The 25,581-nt window shown below is 54.4% G+C and carries 24 protein-coding genes; 23 read left to right on the top strand and 1 reads right to left on the bottom strand.

Annotated features, from left to right (window positions below; genetic code table 11):
- Positions 1 to 187: 187 nt before the first annotated feature.
- Positions 188 to 1,684, top strand: a complete 1,497-nt coding sequence (ravA, locus tag ACHH0Z_RS18035) for an ATPase RavA (RefSeq protein WP_045406843.1) — start codon at positions 188 to 190, stop codon at positions 1,682 to 1,684.
- Positions 1,678 to 3,129, top strand: a complete 1,452-nt coding sequence (gene viaA / locus ACHH0Z_RS18030; protein ID WP_008500200.1) for an ATPase RavA stimulator ViaA — start codon at positions 1,678 to 1,680, stop codon at positions 3,127 to 3,129. Before ravA ends, viaA begins: the two co-directional genes overlap by 7 nt.
- Here the strand turns inward: viaA and asnA are convergent, their stop codons facing one another.
- Entirely contained in the window at positions 3,130 to 4,122 is a 993-nt protein-coding gene (gene asnA, locus ACHH0Z_RS18025; protein ID WP_045406846.1) for an aspartate--ammonia ligase, read from the bottom strand. It abuts the gene before it with no gap.
- Positions 4,123 to 4,273: 151 nt separating this feature from the next.
- On the opposite strand from asnA, the gene asnC reads away from it, so the two are divergent.
- From asnC to ACHH0Z_RS17920, 21 genes are all read left to right on the top strand, one after another.
- Entirely contained in the window at positions 4,274 to 4,732 is a 459-nt protein-coding gene (gene asnC, locus ACHH0Z_RS18020; protein ID WP_008500198.1) for a transcriptional regulator AsnC, read from the top strand.
- A gap of 90 nt (positions 4,733 to 4,822) precedes the next feature.
- Positions 4,823 to 5,272 (top strand): FMN-binding protein MioC, encoded by a 450-nt coding sequence (mioC, locus tag ACHH0Z_RS18015; RefSeq protein WP_008500197.1) that lies wholly within the window; start codon positions 4,823 to 4,825, stop codon positions 5,270 to 5,272.
- Between the two features lie 374 nt (positions 5,273 to 5,646).
- A complete protein-coding gene (mnmG, locus tag ACHH0Z_RS18010; RefSeq protein WP_008500196.1) occupies positions 5,647 to 7,536 on the top strand; it encodes a tRNA uridine-5-carboxymethylaminomethyl(34) synthesis enzyme MnmG in 1,890 nt (629 codons plus the stop codon).
- Positions 7,537 to 7,643: 107 nt separating this feature from the next.
- Positions 7,644 to 8,267 (top strand): 16S rRNA (guanine(527)-N(7))-methyltransferase RsmG, encoded by a 624-nt coding sequence (rsmG, locus tag ACHH0Z_RS18005; protein ID WP_008500195.1) that lies wholly within the window; start codon positions 7,644 to 7,646, stop codon positions 8,265 to 8,267.
- A 616-nt stretch (positions 8,268 to 8,883) separates the two neighbouring features.
- On the top strand, positions 8,884 to 9,264 hold the full coding sequence (atpI, locus tag ACHH0Z_RS18000; RefSeq protein ID WP_008500194.1) for a F0F1 ATP synthase subunit I: 381 nt from the start codon (positions 8,884 to 8,886) through the stop codon (positions 9,262 to 9,264).
- A gap of 8 nt (positions 9,265 to 9,272) precedes the next feature.
- Positions 9,273 to 10,088, top strand: a complete 816-nt coding sequence (atpB, locus tag ACHH0Z_RS17995; protein ID WP_008500193.1) for a F0F1 ATP synthase subunit A — start codon at positions 9,273 to 9,275, stop codon at positions 10,086 to 10,088.
- 49 nt (positions 10,089 to 10,137) lie between these two features.
- A complete protein-coding gene (atpE, locus tag ACHH0Z_RS17990) occupies positions 10,138 to 10,377 on the top strand; it encodes a F0F1 ATP synthase subunit C (RefSeq protein WP_000429386.1) in 240 nt (79 codons plus the stop codon).
- Between the two features lie 48 nt (positions 10,378 to 10,425).
- Positions 10,426 to 10,896, top strand: coding sequence for a F0F1 ATP synthase subunit B (gene atpF / locus ACHH0Z_RS17985; protein WP_003862370.1), 471 nt, complete (start codon positions 10,426 to 10,428; stop codon positions 10,894 to 10,896).
- Between the two features lie 14 nt (positions 10,897 to 10,910).
- Complete coding sequence (gene atpH / locus ACHH0Z_RS17980) at positions 10,911 to 11,444, top strand: F0F1 ATP synthase subunit delta (protein ID WP_008500192.1); 534 nt, start codon at positions 10,911 to 10,913, stop codon at positions 11,442 to 11,444.
- 12 nt (positions 11,445 to 11,456) lie between these two features.
- On the top strand, positions 11,457 to 12,998 hold the full coding sequence (atpA, locus tag ACHH0Z_RS17975; RefSeq protein WP_003862367.1) for a F0F1 ATP synthase subunit alpha: 1,542 nt from the start codon (positions 11,457 to 11,459) through the stop codon (positions 12,996 to 12,998).
- 51 nt (positions 12,999 to 13,049) lie between these two features.
- Positions 13,050 to 13,913, top strand: coding sequence for a F0F1 ATP synthase subunit gamma (gene atpG, locus ACHH0Z_RS17970; protein ID WP_008500191.1), 864 nt, complete (start codon positions 13,050 to 13,052; stop codon positions 13,911 to 13,913).
- A 31-nt stretch (positions 13,914 to 13,944) separates the two neighbouring features.
- The gene (gene atpD, locus ACHH0Z_RS17965; RefSeq protein ID WP_003862362.1) at positions 13,945 to 15,327 is read left to right on the top strand and encodes a F0F1 ATP synthase subunit beta; all 1,383 of its coding nucleotides are present in this window, start codon (positions 13,945 to 13,947) and stop codon (positions 15,325 to 15,327) included.
- A gap of 20 nt (positions 15,328 to 15,347) precedes the next feature.
- Positions 15,348 to 15,767 carry a F0F1 ATP synthase subunit epsilon gene (locus tag ACHH0Z_RS17960; protein WP_006177560.1) on the top strand — a complete coding sequence of 140 codons (420 nt, stop codon included), beginning with the start codon at positions 15,348 to 15,350 and terminating at the stop codon, positions 15,765 to 15,767.
- 138 nt (positions 15,768 to 15,905) lie between these two features.
- Complete coding sequence (gene glmU / locus ACHH0Z_RS17955) at positions 15,906 to 17,276, top strand: bifunctional UDP-N-acetylglucosamine diphosphorylase/glucosamine-1-phosphate N-acetyltransferase GlmU (protein WP_045406849.1); 1,371 nt, start codon at positions 15,906 to 15,908, stop codon at positions 17,274 to 17,276.
- 225 nt (positions 17,277 to 17,501) lie between these two features.
- Positions 17,502 to 19,331, top strand: a complete 1,830-nt coding sequence (glmS, locus tag ACHH0Z_RS17950) for a glutamine--fructose-6-phosphate transaminase (isomerizing) (RefSeq protein ID WP_021242665.1) — start codon at positions 17,502 to 17,504, stop codon at positions 19,329 to 19,331.
- 321 nt (positions 19,332 to 19,652) lie between these two features.
- Positions 19,653 to 20,693 (top strand): phosphate ABC transporter substrate-binding protein PstS, encoded by a 1,041-nt coding sequence (pstS, locus tag ACHH0Z_RS17945; protein WP_008500186.1) that lies wholly within the window; start codon positions 19,653 to 19,655, stop codon positions 20,691 to 20,693.
- Between the two features lie 128 nt (positions 20,694 to 20,821).
- Positions 20,822 to 21,781, top strand: a complete 960-nt coding sequence (gene pstC, locus ACHH0Z_RS17940; RefSeq protein ID WP_008500185.1) for a phosphate ABC transporter permease PstC — start codon at positions 20,822 to 20,824, stop codon at positions 21,779 to 21,781.
- Positions 21,781 to 22,671 carry a phosphate ABC transporter permease PstA gene (gene pstA, locus ACHH0Z_RS17935; protein ID WP_008500184.1) on the top strand — a complete coding sequence of 297 codons (891 nt, stop codon included), beginning with the start codon at positions 21,781 to 21,783 and terminating at the stop codon, positions 22,669 to 22,671. The genes pstC and pstA overlap by 1 nt, the downstream gene beginning before the upstream one ends.
- Before the next feature lie 47 nt (positions 22,672 to 22,718).
- A complete protein-coding gene (gene pstB, locus ACHH0Z_RS17930; RefSeq protein ID WP_008500183.1) occupies positions 22,719 to 23,492 on the top strand; it encodes a phosphate ABC transporter ATP-binding protein PstB in 774 nt (257 codons plus the stop codon).
- A 26-nt stretch (positions 23,493 to 23,518) separates the two neighbouring features.
- Complete coding sequence (gene phoU, locus ACHH0Z_RS17925) at positions 23,519 to 24,244, top strand: phosphate signaling complex protein PhoU (RefSeq protein ID WP_008500182.1); 726 nt, start codon at positions 23,519 to 23,521, stop codon at positions 24,242 to 24,244.
- 160 nt (positions 24,245 to 24,404) lie between these two features.
- Complete coding sequence (locus ACHH0Z_RS17920; protein ID WP_102046727.1) at positions 24,405 to 25,553, top strand: esterase; 1,149 nt, start codon at positions 24,405 to 24,407, stop codon at positions 25,551 to 25,553.
- Positions 25,554 to 25,581 lie beyond the last annotated feature (28 nt).

Genomic DNA, 25,581 nt, shown 5'->3' with positions numbered 1-25,581 from the left:
CTGGTCCCTTGGCCCACAAAAAGCGCACAGTATGCACGATTCATTGCAAAATCGTACCCCTAAATGCAACCGCATTAATGTAGCGCAAAGAAAATTGCGCCGCACTTCAGCCTATTACCAGCCCTGACTGAAACGTCTATACTCGCTTCAATTGGCCGCCACGACGGCGAAAGGATGCAAAACTATTATGGCTCACTCACATTTATTAGCAGAAAGAATTTCCCGCCTCAGCAGCGCGCTGGAGAAAGGCCTTTTCGAGCGTAGCCACGCCATTCGCCTCTGTTTACTGGCAGCATTGAGCGGTGAAAGCGTGTTTCTGCTTGGGCCGCCGGGCATCGCCAAAAGCCTGATTGCCCGCAGGCTTAAGTTTGCTTTTAAGAACGCCCGCGCGTTTGAATACCTGATGACCCGCTTTTCCACCCCGGAAGAAGTGTTTGGCCCCCTTTCCATTCAGGCGCTGAAAGATGAAGGGCGCTACGAGCGCCTGACAGCGGGGTATCTGCCTGAGGCAGAAATTGTCTTCCTTGATGAGATCTGGAAAGCCGGCCCGGCCATTCTGAACACCCTGCTCACGGCGATAAACGAACGTCGGTTCCGCAACGGCGCCAGTGAAGAGAAAATCCCGATGCGCCTGCTGGTGGCCGCCTCAAACGAACTGCCTGAAGCCGACAGCAGCCTGGAAGCGCTATATGACCGTATGCTGATCCGCCTGTGGCTGGACAAAGTGCAGGATAAGTCCAACTTCCGTTCCATGCTGGTCAGCCAGCAGGATGAGAACGAGAACCCGGTAGCAGCGTCATTGCAGGTATCAGACGAGGAGTATTACCAGTGGCAGGAAGAGATCGGTAAAATTAAGCTGCCTGATTCCGTCTTCGAGCTGATCTTCATGCTGCGCCAGCAGCTTGATTTACTGCCCTCTGCCCCCTATGTCTCCGATCGCCGCTGGAAAAAAGCGATCCGCCTGCTGCAGGCCAGCGCCCTGTTCAGCGGTCGCGATGCCGTTGCGCCCATCGATCTGATCCTGCTGAAAGACTGCCTCTGGCACGACGCGGAAGGCATGAATCTGATGCAGCAGCAGCTCGACGTTTTGATGACCGGACACGCCTGGGGACAGCAGGCGATGCTCAACCAACTGGGGGCGATTGCCCAGCGGCGCATCCAGCTTCAGCAGCAGCAAAGTGATAAAACCGCGCTGAAAGTGAATCGCCTGGGGGGGATGTTCGCCCGCAAACCGCACTATGAATTACCCGCCGAACTCACCAGCACGACGCTGACCCTGCTGCTCCAGCAGCCGCTCAAGCTGCATGACATGCAGGTGGTGCATGTTACGATTGAGCGCGAGGCGCTGGCGCAGTGGCTGGATAAGGGCGGAGAGATCCGCGGAAAGCTCAACGGCATCGGTTTTGCGCAGCCGCTGAATATGGAAGTAGACAGCAGCCAGCACCTGGTGATCCGCGACGTCAGCCTGCAGGGCTCGCGTCTTGCGCTTCCGGGAACCGCCTCTGAGAGCGTCCCTGAAGAGATTAAGCAGCAGCTGGACGCGCTGGACACCGAATGGCACCAGCAGCACACCCGCTTTAGCGAGCAGCAAAAATGCCTCTTTATCCATAGCGACTGGTTAGGCCGCATCGAAGCCAGCCTGCAGGACGTTAGCGCGCAGATCAAACAGGCGCGTCAATGCTAACCCTGGATACGCTTAACGTCATGCTGGCCGTCAGCGAGGAAGGGTTGATCGAAGAAGTGGTGATCACCCTTCTGGCTTCACCGCAGCTGGCGGCCTTCTTTGAAAAATTTCCGAAGCTCAAAAAGGCGATGACCGACGATCTTCCGCGCTGGCGGGATAACCTGCGTCAACGGTTTAAAGAGACCGAAGTCCCCCCTGAGTTAACGGAAGAAGTGGCCTGCTATCAGCAGTGCCAGCGACTTTCCACGTCGCAGTTTATCGTCCAGCTTCCGCAAACCCTGACGTTGCTCGACAAGGTCCACTCCCCTTTTGCCAGCCAGGCCCGAGGGCTGGTCACGGATAACGCCACGTTCACTCCCGCACTGCACACCCTCTTCTTACAGCGCTGGCGTCTCAGCCTGGTGGTGCAGGCCACGACGCTAAACCAGCAGCTGCTGGACGAAGAGCGCGAACAGCTGCTCAGTGAAGTTCAGGAACGCATGACCTTAAGCGGCCAGCTTGAGCAGGTGCTGGTGGAAAATGAGAACGCGGCAGGGCGTCTCTGGGATATGAGCGCCGGCCAGCTCCGGCGCGGGGACTATCAGCTGATCGTCAAGTACGGCGATTTTCTGGCGCAGCAGCCCGAGCTGATGAAGCTTGCAGAACAGCTGGGACGTTCAAGGGAGGCAAAGTCGGTTCCAAAGAAGGACGCCCCGATGGAAACCTTCCGCACCCTGGTGCGTGAGCCGGCCACCGTTCCAGAGCAGGTCGACGGGCTCCAGCAGAGCGATGATATTCTGCGCCTGCTGCCCACGGAGCTGAGCACGCTCGGGATGACCGAGCTGGAGTACGAGTTTTACCGTCGGCTGGTGGAAAAACAGCTCCTCACCTACCGGCTGCACGGTGAAGCCTGGCGCGAGAAAGTCAGCCAGCGGCCGGTCATTCATCAGGATTTTGACGAGCAGCCGCGCGGGCCATTTATTGTCTGCGTGGATACGTCCGGCTCCATGGGCGGGTTTAACGAGCAGTGTGCAAAGGCGTTCTGTCTGGCGCTGATGCGCGTGGCGCTCGCCGATCGCCGCCGCTGCTTCATCATGCTGTTCTCCAGCGAAGTCGTGGGCTATGAGCTGACGAACCAGCAGGGGATAGAGCAGGCAATCCGCTTCCTGAGCCAGCGTTTTCGCGGCGGCACCGATCTGGCCAGCTGTTTTCGCAGCATCGTTGAGCGGATGCAGGGCGGCGACTGGTATGACGCTGACGCGGTAGTGATATCCGATTTTATTGCCCAGCGGCTGCCGGATGACGTGGTCAATAAAGTGAAGGAATTACAGCGTGTGCATCAGCACCGTTTTCATGCGGTGGCGATGTCCGCCCATGGAAAACCCGGCATCATGCGCATCTTCGATCATATCTGGCGCTTTGATACCGGGTTGCGTAGCCGCCTGCTCAGACGCTGGCAGCGTTAATTACAGAAGAGAACCGACGCTTTCACGTACCTGCTGCGGCCAGACGCCACACTGCACCTGACCAATATGGGGCAACTGAAGCAGCAGCATGGTCAGACGGGACTGGCCGATACCGCCGCCAATCGTCTGCGGCATTTCCCCACGCAGCAGCGCCTGGTGCCACTCCAGTTTGAGACGATCTTCATCGCCGGTCACCGCCAGCTGGCGCTTCAGCGCCTCAGCATCAACGCGGATCCCCATAGAAGAAAGCTCGAATGCGTCTTCCAGCACCGGGTTCCACACCAGAATATCGCCGTTCAGCCCGGCAAATTCGCCCTCACCGGTGGTGCTCCAGTCATCATAATCCGGCGCACGAACGTCGTGGCGTTTGCCATCAGACAGTTTGCCGCCGATCCCAATCAGGAACACCGCCCCGAGCTCTTTGGCGATCGCCCGCTCGCGGCCTTTGGCATCCAGATCCGGGAAACGGGTCAGCAATTCCTGGCTGTGTACAAAGTGGATCGTTTCCGGCAGGAACGGTGCCAGACCAAACGCTTTGCTTACGGCCGCTTCGGTCGCTTTGATCCCGGCGTAGATCGCCTCAACGGTAGACTTCAGCGTGCCAACGTGGCGCTCACCATCGCCCATCACGCGCTCCCAGTCCCACTGGTCAACGTAGACAGAGTGAATTGGGGAGAGACGGTCTTCATCGGGGCGAAGGGCTTTCATGTGCGTGTAGAGCCCTTCGCCCGCGCTGAAGTCATGTTGTCCCAGGGTCTGACGCTTCCACTTCGCCAGTGAATGAACCACTTCGAACTGGGCGTCTGGTAGCGTTTTCACTTTTACCTGTACCGCTTTTTCGCATCCAGAGAGGTTATCCTGCGTCCCGTCACCCACGCGGCTGAGGATCGGGGCCTGGACTTCAATCAGCCCAAGCTTCTCTTCCAGCTGGCGGGAAAAATAGGATTTTACGAAACTGATCTGGCGTTGTTTTGCGATGTAAGCGGTTTTCATTATTTATACTCCTGCGTCCTGTTGATATTGATTAAGCAACAGAAATGGCACCTTATTCAATAACCCATCAACAAAAAGCCGCCTTCACTTTTGATTCGATAAAATAAGGCGCTAGAATAGAGTGATTCATTAATCTTCATAAGAAAAAGCTATGGAAAATTATCAGATCGACAATCTCGACCGCGGCATTCTGGAGGCGTTAATGGCCAATGCCCGTACCGCCTACGCCGAACTGGCGAAACAGTTTGGCGTCAGCCCGGGAACCATTCACGTTCGCGTAGAGAAGATGAAGCAGGCGGGGATCATTACCGGCGCGCGCATTGACGTCAGCCCGAAGCAGCTGGGTTACGACGTCTGCTGCTTCATCGGCATCATTCTTAAAAGCGCCAAAGACTACCCTTCCGCCCTGGCGAAACTGAACGCGCTGGATGAAGTCACCGAGGCGTACTACACCACCGGACACTACAGCATCTTTATTAAGGTCATGTGCCGATCCATCGACGCGCTCCAGCAGGTACTTATCAACAAGATCCAAACAATCGATGAAATTCAGTCCACCGAGACCCTGATCTCCCTGCAAAACCCGATCATGCGTACCATCCGCCCGTGATCGGGCAAATCCATTCCCACATTTTCCACAGGTAGATCCCAGCTCGTTCACAGCGTACAATGGCCGTCTCTTTATCTGGGCGAGCGATCAATGGCGGACATTACCCTTATCAGCGGCAGCACCCTTGGCGGTGCAGAATACGTAGCGGAACATCTGGCTGAAAAGCTGGAAGAGGCGGGCTTTTCTACGGAAACCCTGCACGGCCCGTTGCTGGAAGATCTCCCGACTGACGGGGTCTGGCTGCTGATCACCTCCACGCACGGCGCGGGCGATCTGCCGGATAACCTGCAACCTTTATATGACGAACTGCTGGAACAGCAGCCCGACCTGTCAAACGTCCGTTTTGGCGCAGTGGGGATCGGCAGTCGTGAATATGACACTTTTTGCGGGGCAATAGAGAAAGTCGAAGCCGCTGTGACCTCCTGCGGAGCAAAACAGCTGGGTGAAACGCTCAAGATCAACATCCTCGATCATGACATTCCGGAGGATCCAGCCGAGATCTGGCTCGCGGAATGGAAAAATTTACTCAAAAACGATTAAAGATCGCGCGAACAGATGTGGATAACTCAGGGTAAAAGCTCGTATTAACCCGTAGTTATCCAAAGAACAACCGTAGCGTCGTTTTTGGCCTGTGTATAAAGTCGCGATCTGATCCCAGCTTATACGGTCCAGGATCACCGATCATTCACAGCAAACGATCCTTTCTAACTGCATGATCTTCTTTGTGAGATCGGACTTATCCACACGGGTTCGCGATCCTAATAAGAGATCACAATAGAACAGATCTCTAAATAAAAAGATCTTCTTTTTAATAGCCCAGGATCCCAATGCTTTCTCGAAAGACTAAAGTTGAGTAGAATCCACGGCCCGGGCTTCAATCCATTTTCATACCGCTTTACGCGAGGCAGACCACCATGTTTTATCAGGATCCTTTTGACGTCATCATCATTGGCGGGGGTCACGCAGGCACTGAGGCCGCAATGGCCGCAGCGCGAATGGGTCAGCAGACCCTGCTTTTGACACACAATATCGACACGCTGGGACAAATGTCCTGTAATCCGGCGATTGGCGGCATTGGGAAAGGACACCTGGTAAAAGAAGTGGATGCACTTGGCGGCCTGATGGCGAAGGCGATCGATCACGCAGGCATTCAGTTTAGGATACTAAACGCCAGTAAAGGCCCCGCTGTGCGTGCGACCCGTGCTCAGGCAGACCGCGTACTTTATCGCCAGGCGGTACGTACCGCGCTGGAGAACCAGCCGAACCTGATGATCTTCCAGCAGGCGGTTGAAGATCTTATCGTTGAGAACGATCGCGTCGTGGGCGCCGTGACCCAGATGGGCCTCAAATTCCGCGCCAAAGCCGTGGTGTTGACCGTGGGTACCTTCCTTGACGGTAAAATTCATATTGGTCTGGATAACTACAGCGGCGGCCGTGCTGGCGATCCGCCGTCTATCCCATTGTCTCGCCGTCTGCGCGAGCTGCCGCTGCGCGTCAGCCGCCTGAAAACCGGCACGCCGCCGCGTATTGATGCGCGCACCATTGATTTCAGCGTGCTGGCGCAACAGCACGGTGATAACCCAATGCCGGTCTTCTCGTTTATGGGCAATGCGGCACAGCATCCGCAGCAGGTGCCGTGCTACATCACGCACACCAACGAGAAAACCCATGACGTGATCCGCAATAACCTCGATCGCAGCCCGATGTACGCCGGCGTGATCGAAGGGATCGGTCCACGCTACTGCCCGTCGATCGAAGACAAAGTGATGCGCTTTGCCGATCGCAACCAGCACCAGATCTTCCTGGAGCCGGAAGGGTTGACCTCAAACGAAATTTACCCGAACGGCATCTCCACCAGCCTGCCGTTCGACGTACAGATGCAAATTGTTCGCTCAATGCAGGGTATGGAGAACGCAAAAATCGTTCGCCCTGGCTACGCTATTGAGTACGATTTCTTCGATCCGCGTGACCTGAAGCCGACCCTGGAGAGCAAATTCATCCACGGTCTGTTCTTCGCGGGTCAGATTAACGGCACCACCGGCTACGAAGAAGCGGCTGCACAGGGCCTGCTTGCCGGTCTGAACGCCGCGCGCTTCTCTGCTGAGAAAGAGGGCTGGGCTCCGGCGCGTTCTCAGGCTTATCTGGGCGTGCTGGTTGACGATCTCTGCACGCTGGGTACCAAAGAACCGTACCGTATGTTTACCTCTCGCGCGGAATATCGCCTGATGCTGCGTGAAGATAACGCCGACCTGCGTCTGACCGAAATGGGCCGCGAGCTGGGTCTGGTCGATGACGAGCGCTGGGCGCGCTTCAACGAGAAGCTGGAGCGCATTGAGCAGGAACGTCAGCGTCTGAAAACCACATGGGTGAATCCGCAGGCGGAAACCGCTGCTGAAGTGAACGCTCACTTAACCGCGCCGCTGTCGCGCGAAGCCAGCGGTGAAGATCTGCTGCGCCGTCCAGAAGTCACCTACGAGAACCTGGTCAAACTGACCGCGTTCGCGCCGGGCCTGGAAGACGCTGAAGCGGCAGAGCAGGTCGAAATCCAGGTGAAGTACGAAGGTTACATCGCCCGTCAGCAGGATGAGATCGAAAAACAGCAGCGTAACGAAAACACGCTGCTGCCGGAAATGCTGGACTACCGCCAGGTGACGGGCCTTTCCAACGAAGTGATCGCCAAGCTGAACGATCACAAACCGGTGTCGATCGGTCAGGCATCCCGCATCTCGGGCGTGACCCCGGCGGCGATTTCGATCCTGCTGGTGTGGCTGAAAAAGCAGGGCATGCTGCGCCGTAGCGCGTAATTGACATTGCTTTTGGCGGGTGGCGCTTCGCTGACCCGCCCTACTTATTCGTAGGCCCGGTAAGCGGCAGCGCTACCGGGCAAAAAAACTCTCAACAGGTATTCACTGTGCTCAACAAACTCTCTCGTCTGCTGGATCAGGCAGGTATTTCGCTCACCGATCACCAGAAAAATCAGCTGGTGGCCTATGTCGATATGCTGAACAAATGGAACAAAGCGTACAACCTGACGTCTGTTCGCGACCCCAACGAGATGCTCGTTCGCCACATTCTCGACAGCATCGTGGTTGCTCCCTGGCTGAAAGGTGAACGCTTTATCGACGTGGGGACGGGCCCTGGTCTGCCGGGTATTCCGCTGTCGATTGTTCGCCCTGAGAGCCATTTCACGCTGCTGGACAGCCTTGGCAAACGCGTGCGCTTTTTACGCCAGGTACAGCATGAGCTGAAGCTTGAAAACATCACGCCCGTGCAGAGCAGGGTAGAGGAGTTCCCGGCAGAGCCGCCGTTTGACGGGGTTATCAGCCGCGCATTTGCGTCGCTCAACGATATGGTGAGCTGGTGCAAGCACTTACCTGCGGAGAATGGCCGCTTTTATGCGCTCAAAGGGCAGTTGCCAGGCGATGAGATTGAACAGCTTCCGGACGGTTTTGCTGTCGAGTCTATTGAGAAATTACAGATTCCTCAGCTCGAAGGCGAACGACACCTGGTGATAATTAAGCCAAACAATTTTTAAAAAATTAATAAAAAATGTGGAATTCGTGCTGTTCTTATCATGTTAAAAAACAGCACAACTACCGGGGATTTATCGAGGAGCTTTTAACCTCTGCTTCACTAAGGTTTTTCTTCCGGTTAACGAAGCAATCGTTATTCACCGAGAAGATAGTCATCCTTGAAAATATAAGTCTGCTAAAAGTGGAAGGCAGTAACCAGAACGCAATGTTAATTATTTATTAAGAATGTCAATAAAAGGTTTTTATTGTGTACTGGGCTGTTTTGAAAATAGTTGCGACATTTTGCGTTTAATTTCATAAAGATAAATTTCTGCGATTTGCGCCTTTGATAAATACAACCTTATCGCAAATGTGTGTTTTGTGATCTCGTGCACGCTTTATCGACAACGTTTTCGCGCTGTTTGCAGTTTTGGTCGAAGGTTGACGCTTTCAGCGAAAGTTAAAAAATAGCGGTGGGGAAAAATATTTAAACATTTATTCACCTTTTCGCTACTTAATGTTTGAAATCACGGGTGCGCACCGTATAATTTGACCGCTTTTTGATGCTTGACTCTGAGCCTTAAAGGACGTTTTATACGACACGCGGCATACCTCGAAGGGAGCAGGAGTAAAAACGTGATGTCTGTGTCGCTCTTGAGTAGAAACGTTGCTCGTAAGCTTCTGTTCATTCAGTTTCTGGCTGTGATAGCAAGTGGACTGCTGTTTAGCCTCAAAGACCCCTTCTGGGGCATCTCCGCCGTGTGCGGGGGTTTGGCGGTTGTGCTGCCAAACGTGTTGTTTATGATTTTTGCCTGGCGTCATCAGGCGCATACACCTGCCAAAGGCCGCGTGGCCTGGTCCTTCGCCCTCGGCGAAGTGTGTAAGGTGTTGCTGACCTTTGCTCTACTGGTGATGGCGCTGGCGGTTTTGAAAGTGGTCTTCATGCCGCTGATAGCAACGTGGGTTTTGGTGCTGGTGGTACAAGTTCTGGCTCCAGCTGTAATCAATAACAAAGGGTAAAAGGCATCATGGCTTCAGAAAATATGACGCCGCAGGATTACATAGGTCACCATCTGAATAACCTTCAGCTGGACCTGCGTACATTCTCGCTGGTGGATCCACATAACCCCCCGGCCACCTTCTGGACGATCAACATCGACTCCATGTTCTTCTCGGTGGTTTTGGGTCTTCTGTTCCTGGCCATGTTCCGCGGTGTTGCTAAACGAGCGACCAGCGGTGTACCAGGGAAATTCCAGACCTTCATCGAAATGATCATCGGCTTCGTCCATGGCAGCGTCAAAGACATGTACCATGGCAAGAGCAAGCTGATTGCTCCGCTGGCGCTGACCGTGTTCGTTTGGGTCTTCCTGATGAACCTGATGGACCTGCTGCCAATCGATCTGCTGCCATTTATTGGCGAGCACATCTTCGGCCTGCCTGCACTGCGTGTTGTACCGTCTGCGGACGTGAACATCACCCTGTCGATGGCGCTGGGCGTGTTTATCCTGATTCTTTTCTACAGCATCAAAATGAAAGGCGTAAGCGGCTTTGTGAAAGAGCTTACCTTGCAGCCGTTCAACCACTGGGCGTTTATTCCGGTCAACCTGATCCTGGAAGGCGTTAGCCTGCTGTCCAAACCTGTTTCACTGGGTCTGCGACTGTTCGGCAACATGTATGCGGGTGAGCTGATTTTCATTCTGATCGCGGGTCTTCTGCCGTGGTGGTCACAGTGGGTTCTGAATGTGCCGTGGGCCATTTTCCACATCCTGATCATTACGCTGCAAGCCTTTATCTTCATGGTTCTGACGATCGTCTATCTGTCGATGGCGTCTGAAGAGCACTGATTTTTTACCAACACTACTACGTTTTAATTGAAACAAACTGGAGACTGTCATGGAAAACCTGAATATGGATCTGCTGTACATGGCTGCCGCTGTGATGATGGGTCTGGCGGCTATCGGTGCTGCGATCGGTATCGGCATCCTCGGGGGCAAATTCCTGGAAGGCGCTGCGCGTCAACCTGATCTGATTCCTCTGCTGCGTACTCAGTTCTTTATCGTTATGGGTCTGGTGGATGCTATCCCAATGATCGCTGTAGGTCTGGGTCTGTACGTGATGTTTGCTGTCGCGTAGTAGTAGTTTTAAAACCCTAAGCCACAGATATTAAAGAGGTATTGTGCTGTGAACATGAACGCAACAATCCTCGGCCAGGCCATCGCGTTTATTCTCTTTGTCTGGTTCTGCATGAAGTATGTATGGCCGCCTTTAATGGCAGCCATCGAAAAACGTCAGAAAGAAATTGCTGACGGTCTGGCTTCTGCAGAACGCGCTAAGAAAGATTTGGACCTTGCACAGGCCAACGCGACAGACCAGCTGAAAAAAGCGAAAGCGGAAGCTCAGGTTATCATCGAACAGGCTAACAAACGCCGTTCGCAGATCCTGGACGAAGCGAAAGCTGAAGCAGAACAGGAACGTACTAAGATCGTGACACAGGCTCAGGCTGAAATTGAAGCTGAGCGTAAACGTGCTCGTGAAGAACTGCGTAAGCAGGTTGCGATTCTGGCTGTTGCTGGCGCCGAGAAGATCATCGAACGTTCCGTGGATGAAGCTGCTAACAGCGACATCGTGGACAAACTTGTCGCTGAACTGTAAGGAGGGAGGGGCTGATGTCTGAATTTGTTACGGTAGCTCGCCCCTACGCCAAAGCAGCTTTTGACTTTGCTATCGAACACCAAAATGTCGATCGCTGGCAGAATATGCTGGCGTTTGCCGCTGAGGTGACGAAAAACGAACAAATGGCCGAGTTGCTTTCCGGTGCGTTAGCACCTGAAACCCTCGCCGCGTCGTTTATCGCCGTGTGCGGAGAGCAACTGGATGCCAACGGCCAGAACCTGATTAAGGTGATGGCAGAGAATGGTCGTCTCCGTGTGCTCCCGGATGTTCTCGAGCAGTTTGAGCACTTACGTGCCCTTAGTGAAGCTACCGCTGAAGTCGAAGTGACTTCTGCGACTGAACTGAGTGACGAACAGCTTGCGAAAATTACCGCCGCGATGGAAAAACGTCTGTCACGCAAAGTTAAGCTGAATTGCAAAATCGATAAGTCTGTAATGGCAGGCGTAATCATCCGTTCGGGTGATATGGTCATTGATGGCAGCGTACGCGGCCGTCTTGAGCGCCTTGCAGACGTCTTGCAGTCTTAAGGGGACTGGAGCATGCAACTGAATTCCACCGAAATCAGCGAACTGATCAAGCAGCGCATTGCTCAGTTCAATGTTGTGAGTGAAGCTCACAACGAAGGTACTATTGTTTCTGTAAGTGACGGTGTTATCCGCATCCACGGCCTGGCCGATTGTATGCAGGGTGAGATGATTTCCCTGCCGGGTAACCGTTACGCTATCGCACTGAACCTGGAGCGCGACTCCGTTGGTGCAGTTGTGATGGGTCCATATGCTGACCTCGCCGAAGGCATGAAGGTTAAGTGTACTGGCCGTATTCTGGAAGTACCGGTTGGCCGTGGCCTGCTGGGTCGCGTTGTTAACACCCTGGGTGCGCCAATCGACGGTAAAGGTCCGGTTGAGCACGATGGCTTCTCCCCAATCGAAGTTATCGCACCAGGCGTTATCGACCGTCAGTCCGTAGATCAGCCTGTTCAGACAGGTTATAAGTCCGTTGACGCCATGATCCCAATCGGTCGTGGTCAGCGTGAACTGATCATCGGTGACCGTCAGACCGGTAAAACCGCGATGGCTATCGACGCCATCATCAACCAGCGTGATTCCGGCATCAAATGTGTGTACGTGGCTATCGGCCAGAAAGCGTCCACCATTTCTAACGTGGTTCGTAAACTGGAAGAGCACGGCGCGCTGTCTAACACCATTGTTGTTGTGGCGACCGCTTCTGAATCTGCTGCACTGCAATACCTGGCACCATACGCCGGTTGCGCAATGGGCGAATACTTCCGTGACCGCGGTGAAGATGCGCTGATCGTATACGATGACCTGTCTAAACAGGCTGTTGCTTATCGTCAGGTTTCCCTGCTGCTCCGTCGTCCACCTGGACGTGAAGCGTTCCCTGGCGACGTATTCTACCTCCACTCTCGTCTGCTGGAGCGTGCTTCCCGCGTTAACGCGGAATACGTCGAGAACTTCACCAAAGGTGAAGTGAAGGGTAAAACGGGCTCTCTGACCGCGCTGCCGATCATTGAAACCCAGGCGGGTGACGTTTCTGCGTTCGTTCCGACCAACGTAATCTCCATTACCGATGGTCAGATCTTCCTGGAAACCAACCTGTTTAACTCCGGTATTCGTCCGGCGGTTAACCCGGGTATCTCCGTATCCCGTGTGGGTGGTGCTGCTCAGACCAAGATCATCAAGAAACTGTCCGGTGGTATCCGTACCGCGCTGGCACAGTATCGCGAACTGGCTGCGTTCTCTCAGTTCGCATCCGATCTGGACGAAGCAACCCGTAAACAGCTGAGCCACGGTCAGAAAGTGACCGAGCTGCTGAAGCAGAAACAGTACGCACCAATGTCTGTTGCTCAGCAGGGCCTGGTACTGTTCGCGGCTGAACGCGGTTACCTCGAAGATGTGGAACTGGCGAAAATCGGTAGCTTCGAAGCCGCTCTGCTGGCTTACGTCGACCGTGATCACGCTCCGCTGATGCAAGAGATCAACCAGACCGGTGGCTATAACGACGAAATCGAAGGCAAGCTGAAAGCTATCCTCGATTCCTTCAAAGCAACCCAATCCTGGTAATCGTCCGGCGGCTTGTCTCAGGACAAGCCGCCTGGCATTGAGGAGAAGCTCATGGCCGGCGCAAAAGAGATACGTAGTAAGATCGCAAGCGTCCAGAACACGCAAAAGATCACTAAAGCGATGGAGATGGTCGCCGCTTCCAAAATGCGTAAATCGCAGGATCGCATGGCGGCCAGCCGTCCTTATGCAGAAACCATGCGCAAAGTGATTGGTCACCTTGCAAACGGTAATCTGGAATATAAGCACCCTTACCTGGAAGAACGCGACGTTAAGCGCGTGGGCTACCTGGTGGTGTCGACCGACCGTGGTCTGTGTGGCGGCTTGAACATTAACCTGTTCAAAAAACTGCTGGCGGATATGAAAGCATGGTCTGAAAAAGGCGTTCAGTGCGATATCGCAATGATCGGCTCTAAAGGCGTCTCTTTCTTTAACTCCGTTGGTGGCAACATTGTCGCTCAGGTGACCGGTATGGGTGATAACCCGTCCCTGTCCGAACTGATCGGCCCGGTTAAAGTGATGTTGCAGGCCTATGATGAAGGCCGTCTGGACAGACTGTACGTTGTCAGCAACAAATTCATTAACACCATGTCTCAGGTTCCAACGCTCACTCAGATGCTGCCGTTACCGGCATCAGAAGATGACGAGCTGAAGCAAAAAGCCTGGGATTACCTGTATGAACCCGATCCGAAACCGCTGCTGGATACCCTGCTGCGTCGTTACGTTGAATCTCAGGTTTATCAGGGCGTTGTAGAAAACCTGGCCAGCGAGCAGGCCGCACGAATGGTGGCGATGAAAGCCGCGACCGATAATGGCGGCAGCCTGATTAAAGAGCTGCAGTTGGTTTACAACAAAGCTCGTCAGGCCAGCATTACTCAGGAACTCACCGAGATCGTCTCGGGGGCCGCCGCGGTTTAACCAGGTTTACGAATTACGTAGAGGATTCAAGATGGCTACTGGAAAGATTGTCCAGGTAATCGGCGCCGTGGTGGACGTCGAGTTCCCTCAGGACGCCGTACCACGCGTGTACGACGCGCTTGAGGTACAGAATGGTAACGAGAGCCTGGTGCTGGAAGTTCAGCAGCAGCTCGGCGGCGGTATCGTGCGTACCATCGCGATGGGTTCTTCCGACGGTCTGCGTCGTGGTCTGGAAGTAAAAGACCTTGAGCACCCGATCGAAGTCCCGGTAGGTAAAGCAACACTGGGTCGTATCATGAACGTATTGGGTCAGCCAATCGACATGAAAGGCGACATCGGTGAAGAAGAGCGTTGGGCTATCCACCGCGCGGCACCTTCCTACGAAGAGCTGTCCAGCTCTCAGGAACTGCTGGAAACCGGTATCAAAGTTATCGACCTGATGTGTCCGTTTGCGAAGGGCGGTAAAGTGGGTCTGTTCGGTGGTGCGGGTGTAGGTAAAACCGTAAACATGATGGAGCTGATCCGTAACATCGCGATCGAGCACTCCGGTTACTCTGTGTTTGCGGGCGTAGGTGAACGTACTCGTGAGGGTAACGACTTCTACCACGAAATGACCGACTCCAACGTTCTGGACAAAGTATCCCTGGTTTACGGCCAGATGAACGAGCCGCCTGGAAACCGTCTGCGCGTTGCGCTGACCGGCCTGACGATGGCTGAGAAGTTCCGTGACGAAGGCCGTGACGTTCTGCTGTTCGTTGATAACATCTATCGTTACACCCTGGCCGGTACTGAAGTATCTGCACTGCTGGGTCGTATGCCTTCAGCGGTAGGTTATCAGCCAACACTGGCGGAAGAGATGGGTGTTCTTCAGGAACGTATCACCTCTACCAAAACCGGTTCTATCACCTCCGTTCAGGCGGTATACGTACCTGCGGATGACTTGACTGACCCATCACCAGCCACCACCTTTGCGCACTTAGATGCAACCGTGGTACTGAGCCGTCAGATCGCGTCTCTGGGTATCTACCCAGCCGTTGACCCGCTGGACTCCACCAGCCGTCAGCTGGATCCACTGGTTGTTGGTCAGGAACACTACGACACCGCGCGTGGCGTACAGTCCCTGCTGCAGCGTTACCAGGAACTGAAAGACATCATCGCCATCCTGGGTATGGATGAACTGTCTGAAGAAGACAAACTGGTGGTAGCACGTGCGCGTAAGATCCAGCGCTTCCTGTCCCAGCCGTTCTTCGTTGCGGAAGTATTCACCGGTTCTCCGGGTAAATACGTTTCCCTGAAAGACACCATCCGTGGCTTTAAAGGCATCATGGAAGGCGAATACGATCACCTGCCAGAGCAGGCGTTCTACATGGTTGGTTCCATCGAAGAAGCTGTGGAAAAAGCCAAAAAACTTTAACGCCTTAATCGGAGGGTGATATGGCAATGACTTACCACCTGGACGTCGTCAGCGCAGAGCAACAAATGTTCTCTGGTCTGGTCGAGAAAATCCAGGTAACGGGTAGTGAAGGTGAGCTGGGTATTTTCCCGGGTCACGCACCGCTGCTCACCGCCATTAAGCCTGGTATGATCCGCATCGTTAAACAGTTCGGTCACGAAGAGTTTATCTATCTGTCCGGCGGCATTCTTGAAGTGCAGCCTGGTAGTGTGACCGTTCTGGCCGATACCGCTATTCGTGGCCAGGATCTCGACGAAGCGCGAGCCCTGGAGTCGAAGCGTAAGGCTGAAGAGCACATTAGCAGCTCTCATGGCGACGTGGATTACGCTCAGGCGTCTGCGGAGCTGGCCAAAGCGATCGCGAAACTGCGCGTTATCGAGTTGACCAAAAAAGCGATGTAACACCGGCTTGAAAAGCACAAAAGCCAGTCTGGATACCAGGCTGGCTTTTTTTTTCGGCCTTAATTCATGATGAAAAAGATGTAGAATTTTAAGCATCAAACGTTTTTACTTCTCACTCAAACAACCGTCAGGATGCGTATGTCAAACAGTGCGATGAGCGTGGTGATCCTTGCCGCAGGCAAAGGGACCCGCATGTATTCCGACCTGCCTAAAGTGCTTCACACGCTTGCAGGAAAGCCAATGGTGCAGCACGTCATTGATGCAGCGAATGAATTGGGTGCCAGTCAGGTCCACCTGGTCTACGGCCACGGCGGCGATCTGCTGAAAAAGACGCTGAGCGACGACAAGCTCAACTGGGTGCTTCAGGCTGAACAGTTGGGTACAGGCCATGCCATGCAGCAGGCAGCGCCCTTCTTTGCGGATGACGAAGACATTTTGATGCTCTACGGTGATGTCCCGCTGATCTCCGTTGAAACGCTGACTCGCCTGCGTGAAGCCAAACCGCAGGGCGGCATCGGTTTATTAACCGTCGTGCTGGACGATCCAACCGGTTATGGCCGTATCACCCGTGAAAACGGCAACGTTACGGGCATTGTTGAGCATAAAGATGCCAGCGAGGCGCAGCGTCAGATTCAGGAGATCAACACCGGTATCCTGATTGCCAATGGTGCGGATATGAAGCGCTGGCTGTCGAAGCTCAATAACAATAACGCCCAGGGTGAATACTACATCACCGACATTATTGCGATGGCATACCTGGAAGGGCGCGAGATTGCGGCGGTCCATCCGGCGCGCATCAGCGAAACCGAAGGGGTGAACAACCGCCTTCAACTCTCCCGTCTTGAGCGCGTTTATCAGTCCGAACAGGCCGAGAAACTCCTTCTGGCTGGCGTGATGCTGCGCGATCCGGCGCGTTTCGATCTGCGTGGAACGTTATCTCACGGGCGCGACGTTGAAATTGATACTAACGTTATCCTCGAAGGTCACGTCACGCTGGGCAATCGCGTCAAAATTGGCGCTGGCTGCGTGATCAAAAACAGCGTCATTGGTGACGACTGTGAAATCAGCCCGTACAGCGTGGTGGAAGATGCCCGTCTGGATGTGGCCTGTACCATCGGCCCGTTTGCGCGTTTGCGCCCGGGCGCTGAGCTGCTGGAAGGCTCACATGTTGGAAACTTCGTTGAGATGAAAAAAGCGCGTCTGGGTAAAGGCTCTAAAGCCGGTCATTTAACCTATCTGGGCGACGCGGAAATTGGTGACAACGTCAACATTGGCGCAGGCACAATCACCTGTAACTATGACGGCGCCAATAAGTTTAAAACCATCATCGGTGATGATGTGTTTGTCGGTTCCGACACCCAGCTGGTGGCGCCTGTTACCGTGGGTAACGGCGTAACGATTGCCGCCGGGACAACCGTTACGCGCGATATCGCCGATAACGAACTGGTATTAAGCCGTGTGCCGCAGGTGCACAAGCAGGGCTGGAAACGTCCTGTGAAGAAGAAGTAACAACAAGGCGGGTGGCGCTACGCTTACCCGCCCTACGATTGAGTAGGCCTGATAAGGCGTAGCCGTCATCAGGCAAACCCGGGTGAGGAGATAAACATATATCTCCCCCCACAAGCAGTACCCATAAAAATAACCCCACTCTCTACAAGGCTCGGGGCGCCCGGAAAGGGCAAATACAGGTCAGCGACAACGCAGGCATTATGCCTAAATTCGGAATCTAAAATTATGTGTGGAATTGTTGGCGCAGTTGCGCAGCGTGATATTGCTGAAATCCTTCTCGAAGGTTTACGTCGTCTGGAATACCGTGGTTACGACTCTGCCGGTCTGGCTGTTGTCGATGCAGAAGGTCATATGACCCGTCTGCGCCGTCTCGGTAAAGTGCAGATGCTGGCCCAGGCCGCGGAAGAACATCCGCTGCACGGGGGAACCGGTATTGCGCACACCCGCTGGGCGACGCACGGCGAACCGTCTGAAGGCAACGCGCACCCGCATGTGTCTGAACACATCGTGGTCGTGCACAATGGCATTATCGAAAACCACGAACCGCTGCGTGAAGCACTGAAAGCGCGCGGCTACACCTTCGTCTCTGAAACTGACACCGAAGTGATTGCTCACCTGGTGCACTGGGAGCTGGAGCAGGGCGGTACGCTGCGTGATGCGGTGCTGCGTGCTATCCCTCAGCTGCGCGGTGCGTACGGTACGGTGATCATGGATTCCCGCGATCCGTCCACGCTGCTGGCCGCGCGTTCCGGTAGCCCGATGGTTATCGGTCTGGGCATGGGTGAAAACTTTATCGCCTCTGACCAGCTGGCGCTCCTGCCGGTCACCCGCCGCTTTATCTTCCTGGAAGAGGGGGATATCGCCGAAGTGACTCGCCGCAGCGTGACCGTGTTCGATACCAAAGGCGAGCAGGTGAAGCGCCAGGAGATCGAATCTAACCTGCAGTACGACGCGGGCGACAAAGGCGCTTACCGTCACTACATGCAGAAAGAGATTTACGAGCAGCCAAACGCCATCAAAAACACCCTGACCGGGCGCATCAGCCACGGTGAAGTGGATCTGAGCGAGCTGGGTGCAAATGCGAATGAACTGCTCAGCAAGGTTGAGCACATTCAGATCGTGGCCTGCGGCACCTCCTACAACTCCGGTATGGTCTCTCGCTACTGGTTTGAATCCCTGGCGGGCGTGCCGTGTGATGTGGAAATTGCGTCTGAATTCCGCTATCGCAAATCTGCGGTGCGTCGTAACAGCCTGATGATCACCCTTTCCCAGTCTGGTGAAACGGCGGATACCCTGGCTGCGCTGCGACTGTCTAAAGAGCTGGGTTACCTGGGCTCTCTGGCCATCTGTAACGTCCCGGGCTCTTCCCTGGTGCGTGAATCCGATCTGGCGCTAATGACCAAAGCGGGTACCGAAATCGGCGTGGCCTCCACTAAAGCGTTTACCACTCAGCTGACCGTTCTGCTGATGCTGGTGGCGAAGCTGGCGCGTCTGAAAGGCGAAGATGCTTCCGTTGAGCATGACATCGTTCATGGTCTGCAGGCGCTGCCGAGCCGTATTGAGCAGATGCTGTCTCAGGACAAACGCATTGAAGTGCTGGCGGAAGATTTCTCTGACAAGCATCACGCCCTGTTCCTGGGTCGTGGCGATCAGTATCCGATTGCGCTGGAAGGCGCGCTGAAGCTGAAAGAAATCTCCTATATTCACGCAGAAGCGTATGCGGCAGGCGAACTGAAACACGGCCCGCTGGCGCTGATTGACGCCGATATGCCGGTCATCGTTGTGGCACCAAATAACGAACTGCTGGAAAAACTGAAATCTAATATCGAAGAAGTGCGCGCCCGCGGCGGCGTGTTGTACGTCTTTGCTGATAAAGATGCCGGTTTCGCCAGCAGCGACAACATGCACATCATCGAGATGCCGCATGTGGAAGAGGTGATTGCGCCGATCTTCTACACCGTTCCGCTGCAGCTGCTGGCCTATCACGTGGCGCTGATCAAAGGCACCGACGTCGACCAGCCGCGTAACCTGGCGAAATCGGTCACTGTAGAATAAACCCTTCAGGCTCCACCTTCGGGTGGAGCTTTTTTATCCTGCCTGGTTTGTTTTTCATCAATCCTTTCTCATTTTTAATAATGACAATTTGTCATCTTCAGCTACTTTTTTCAGTGTCACATAAAGAAAATATTTCTGAAAACAACCTATCATAAAAGTGGCTAACTTTATGAAAATTAAGCTTTATTTTGTTTAATTTTAAGTTAAATTTTCATTGTCATAAAACTGTCATAATTCGTACATTTATCTGTCACCTGTTTGTCCTATTTTGCTCATCGTAGCCACTAAACAACGATTTACGAAAATCTTGCAGGAGACATTATGAAAGTTATGCGTACCACTGTCGCAACTGTTGTCGCCGCGACCTTATCTCTGAGCGCGTTCTCTGTATTTGCAGAAGCAAGCCTGACTGGCGCTGGTGCAACCTTCCCTGCGCCGGTGTATGCCAAATGGGCGGATACCTACCAGAAAGAAACCGGTAACAAGGTTAACTATCAGGGTATCGGCTCCTCCGGTGGCGTAAAACAAATTACCGCGAACACGGTTGATTTCGGCGCATCAGATGCTCCGCTGTCTGATGACAAACTGGCTCAGGAAGGCCTGTTCCAGTTCCCTACCGTGATCGGTGGCGTGGTTCTGGCGATCAACCTGCCGGGCGTGAAGTCGGGTGAGTTGGTGCTGGACGGCAAAACCCTGGGTGACATCTATCTGGGCAAAATCAAAAAATGGGATGACGAAGCGATCGCCAAACTCAACCCAGGCCTGAAGCTGCCTTCTCAGAACATCGCCGTGGTTCGCCGCGCGGATGGTTCCGGTACCTCTTTCGTGTTCACCAGCTACCTGGCGAAAGTGAACGAAGAGTGGAAATCTAAAGTCGGCTCCGGCTCTACCGTTAACTGGCCTACCGGTCTGGGCGGTAAAGGTAATGACGGTATCGCCGCGTTCGTACAGCGTCTGCCTGGCTCCATCGGCTACGTAGAGTATGCGTACGCGAAGCAGAACAACCTGTCCTACACCAAACTGGTGTCTGCCGACGGCAAACCGGTTAGCCCGACCGAAGAGAACTTTGCTAACGCCGCCAAAGGCGCTGACTGGAGCAAATCCTTCGCGCAGGATCTGACTAACCAGAAGGGCGAAGGGGCGTGGCCAATCACCTCTACCACCTTCATCCTGGTGCACAAAGAGCAGAAGAAACCTGAACAGGGCGCTGAAGTGCTGAAGTTCTTCGACTGGGCATACAAAAACGGCGGCAAACAGGCTAACGCTCTGGATTACGCCACCCTGCCAGACAACGTGGTTGAGCAGATTCGCGCTGCATGGAAAACCAACGTGAAAGACAGCAGCGGTAAAGCGCTGTACTAACAGGATATATTTAACGAAGATGGCGGGTGGCGCTGCGCTTACCCGCCCTACGGTTTACTCTGTAGGCCCGGTAAGCGTCAGCGCCACCGGGCATATTCGTAAAAACGTCTCAAACAGAAGAGTAATTTATGGCTGCAACCAAGCCTGCATTTAACCCTCCGGGTAAAAAAGGTGACATGATTTTCAGCGCGCTGGTCAAACTGGCTGCGCTGATTGTGCTATTGCTGCTGGGCGGCATTATCGTGTCTCTGATTTTCTCCTCCTGGCCGAGCATTCAGAAATTCGGTTTCTCCTTCCTGTGGAGTAAAGAGTGGGATGCGCCGAACGATATCTACGGTGCACTGGTGCCGATTTACGGCACGCTGGTGACCTCGTTCATCGCCCTGCTGATTGCGGTTCCGGTAAGTTTCGGTATCGCCCTGTTCCTGACGGAGCTGGCGCCGGGCTGGCTGCGTCGCCCATTGGGTATCGCCATCGAACTGCTGGCGGCCATCCCAAGTATCGTCTACGGCATGTGGGGCCTGTTTATCTTTGCGCCGCTGTTCGCCACGTACTTCCAGGAACCGGTGGGTAACGTCCTCTCTGCCATTCCGTTTGTGGGGGCCCTGTTCTCCGGCCCGGCTTTCGGTATCGGCATTCTGGCGGCGGGTGTGATCCTCGCCATCATGATTATTCCGTACATTGCGGCGGTGATGCGCGATGTGTTCGAACAAACGCCGGTGATGATGAAAGAGTCGGCCTACGGCATCGGCTGCACCACCTGGGAAGTGATCTGGCGCATTGTCCTTCCGTTCACCAAAAATGGGGTGATCGGGGGCGTGATGCTGGGCCTGGGTCGTGCTCTGGGTGAAACCATGGCGGTCACCTTCATCATCGGTAACACCTATCAGCTCGACAGCGCGTCGCTTTATATGCCGGGTAACAGTATTACCTCTGCACTGGCGAATGAGTTTGCGGAAGCGGAATCCGGCCTGCACGTCGCGGCGCTGATGGAGCTGGGTCTGATTCTGTTCGTTATTACCTTCATTGTTCTGGCGATTTCCAAGCTGATGATTATGCGTCTCGCTAAAAATGAGGGAGCACGCTAATGGCCACTCTCGAAATGCAAGCTACTGCTGAACTGGCGGAATCCCGCCGCAAAATGCAGGCCAGACGCCGCATGAAAAACCGCATTGCCCTGACGCTCTCTATGGCGACGATGGCATTCGGTCTGTTCTGGCTTGTCTGGATCCTCTTCTCAACGGTCGTTCGCGGGATTGACGGAATGTCACTCTCGCTGTTCACCGAAATGACGCCGCCGCCGAACACGGCGGGTGGTGGCCTGGCGAATGCCCTGGCGGGCAGCGGATTGCTGATCCTCTGGGCCACGGTCTTCGGCACGCCGCTGGGCATCATGGCGGGCATCTACCTGGCAGAATACGGTCGTAAATCCTTGCTGGCGGAAGTGATTCGTTTCATTAACGACATTTTGCTGTCAGCCCCGTCTATCGTCGTGGGTCTGTTCGTTTACACCGTCGTGGTGGCGCAGATGGAACACTTCTCCGGCTGGGCGGGTGTGATTGCGCTGGCGCTGCTGCAGGTGCCGATTGTGATTCGAACCACCGAGAACATGCTAAAACTGGTACCGGACAGCCTGCGTGAAGCGGCTTACGCGCTGGGTACGCCAAAATGGAAGATGATCTCTGCGATTACGCTGAAGGCGTCGGTCTCCGGGATCATGACCGGTATCCTGCTGGCGGTGGCGCGTATTGCGGGTGAAACGGCGCCGCTGCTGTTTACGTCCCTCTCCAACCAGTTCTGGAGCACGGACATGATGCAGCCGATCGCCAACCTGCCGGTGACGATCTTTAAATTTGCGATGAGCCCCTTCGCGGAATGGCAGCAGCTGGCCTGGGCCGGGGTGCTGATCATTACCCTTTGCGTACTGTTGCTGAACATTCTGGCGCGCGTCATTTTCGCGAAGAAGAAACACGGTTAATTTTTTACGGCGCGGCAGCTCGCGGCGCCGAATGAGGAAATGAGTCAATGAGTATGGTTGATACTGCCCCGGGTAAGATTCAGGTTCGTGATTTGAACTTCTACTACGGCAAATTCCATGCCCTGAAGAACATCAACCTGGATATCGCGAAGAACCAGGTCACGGCATTTATCGGTCCGTCCGGCTGTGGGAAATCCACGCTGCTGCGTACCTTTAACAAAATGTATTCGCTCTATCCGGAGCAGCGTGCTGAAGGGGAAATCATCCTCGACGGCGAAAACATTCTGACCCAGGCTCAGGATATCGCCCTGCTGCGCGCGAAAGTGGGGATGGTGTTCCAGAAACCCACGCCGTTCCCGATGTCCATTTATGACAACATCGCCTTTGGCGTTCGCCTGTTTGAAAAGCTCTCCCGTGCCGATATGGATGAGCGCGTGCAGTGGGCTTTGACCAAGGCCGCATTATGGAACGAAACCAAAGATAAGTTGCACCAGAGCGGGTACTCTCTCTCCGGTGGTCAGCAGCAGCGTCTGTGCATTGCGCGCGGTATTGCCATTCGCCCGGAAGTGTTGCTGCTGGATGAGCCGTGTTCAGCGCTGGACCCGATTTCAACCGGTCGTATTGAAGAACTGATCACCGAGCTGAAGCAGGATTACACCGTGGTTATCGTGACCCACAACATGCAGCAGGCTGCGCGTTGCTCCGATCACACGGCGTTTATGTACCTGGGTGAATTGATTGAGTTCAGTAACACGGACGATCTGTTCACTAAGCCCGCGAAGAAACAAACCGAAGATTATATTACTGGCCGCTACGGTTGATTTGCCTTAGTGCATGTGGAGAAACCATGGACAACCTCAATCTTAATAAACACATTTCCGGCCAGTTCAACGCAGAGCTGGAAAGCATTCGCACCCAGGTGATGACCATGGGCGGCATGGTCGAGCAGCAGCTTTCTGATGCGATTACGGCGATGCACAACCAGGACAGCGAGCTGGCGAAGCGCGTCATTGAAGGCGATAAAAACGTCAACATGATGGAAGTGGCTATCGACGAAGCCTGCGTGCGCATTATCGCGAAACGTCAGCCGACGGCGAGCGACCTGCGTCTGGTGATGGCGATCATCAAAACCATCGCCGAGCTGGAACGTATTGGTGACGTCGCCGATAAAATCTGCCGCACCGCGCTGGAGAAGTTTTCGCAGCAGCATCAGCCGCTGCTGGTCAGCCTGGAGTCACTGGGCCGCCACACCGTGCAGATGCTGCACGACGTGCTGGATGCCTTTGCGCGGATGGATCTGGACGAAGCGGTGCGTATCTACCGTGAAGACAAGAAGGTCGATCAGGAGTATGAAGGCATCGTGCGCCAGCTGATGACCTACATGATGGAAGATTCCCGCACGATCCCGAGCGTGCTGACGGCCCTGTTCTGCGCGCGCTCCATCGAGCGTATCGGTGACCGCTGTCAGAACATTTGCGAATACATTTTCTACTTCGTGAAGGGTCAGGACTTCCGTCACGTGGGCGGCGACGAGCTGGACAAGCTGCTGGCGGGTAAAGATCCGAAAGAGTAATCCTGTCATCTGATAACAACGCCGGTACTCACCGGCGTTGTTATTTCTAGTGTAATCACAATTTTCCCCTTCATCCGTTGCCTGACGTTCGAAACGCGCTAACGTGAGACGAAAAAACAGCAAAGGATGGTATATGAAAAATTCATTAGCGTGCCTGGCGATGGCCATCAGCATCGGGATCGGTACTGGAACAGACGTGATTGCCGCACCGTTGCCGGTCACACCTGACCAGACTACCCCGGTCAGCCGCTATGTGACCCAGGTTAATGCGGATAAAAGCATTACGTTTCGCCTGTTTGCACCCGGCGCAACGCGAGTCTCCGTGGTGACGGGGTCAATGCCTGAAAGCCAGGTTTCCCATGATATGACGAAAGAGAAAAATGGCGTCTGGTCATGGAAAAGCGAGCCGATGGCCCCGAATCTCTATGAATATTATTTCGACATCGATGGTTTCCGTTCAGTTGACACGGGAAGCCGCTATCAAAAACCCCAGCGGCAGGTGAACACCAGCCTGATTCTGGTTCCGGGCAGTATTCTCGACGATCGTCCTGTACCGCATGGCGATTTGACGACCTTGACCTGGCACTCCCCGTCGCTCAAGTCAGAGCGCCGCATCTATGTATGGACTCCCCCTGGCTACAACGGCACAGGGGAACCCTTACCGGTGCTCTACTTCTACCATGGTTTTGGGGATACCGGGCTTTCGGCCATCGACCAGGGCCGTCTGCCGCAAATCATGGATAACCTGATGGCCGAAGGGAAAATCAAACCGATGCTGGTGGTGGTACCCGACACCGAGACGGAGAGCACTGAGGCCATCCCCGAGAACTTCCCACCGGTAGAACGACGGAAGTCTTTCTATCCGCTCAATGCGAAAGCCGCAGACCGTGAACTGATGAGCGAGATTATTCCGCTGGTGGATACACGCTTCAACGTGCGTAAAGATGCGGCAGGCCGGGCACTGGCGGGATTGTCACAGGGCGGTTATCAGGCGCTGGTCTCCGGGATGAATCATCTGGAGAGCTTCGGCTGGCTGGGAACGTTCAGCGGCGTTACCACGACAACCGTGCCTGACGAAGGCGTGGCCGCACGCTTTAAGCAGCCTGAGGCCATTAACCGGCAGCTGCATAACTTCACCGTCGTTGTGGGAGAGCGCGATTCGGTGACCGGCAAAGATATCGCCGGTCTGAAAGCGGAGCTGGAAAAGCAGGGCATCAAATTCGACTATAAAATGTACCCCGGTCTGAATCACGAAATGGACGTCTGGCGTCCGGCCTATGCTGAGTTTGTTCAAAAGCTCTTCAGATAAACCTGTCCCCCTCCCTGCCGGGAGGGGC

Origin of the sequence: Enterobacter cloacae complex sp. 2024EL-00227, assembly GCF_043945315.1 — a bacterium.
Taxonomy (GTDB): domain Bacteria; phylum Pseudomonadota; class Gammaproteobacteria; order Enterobacterales; family Enterobacteriaceae; genus Enterobacter; species Enterobacter roggenkampii.
Note: the sequence above shows the minus strand (reverse complement) of the source record. Positions and strands in the feature narration are given on the sequence as shown.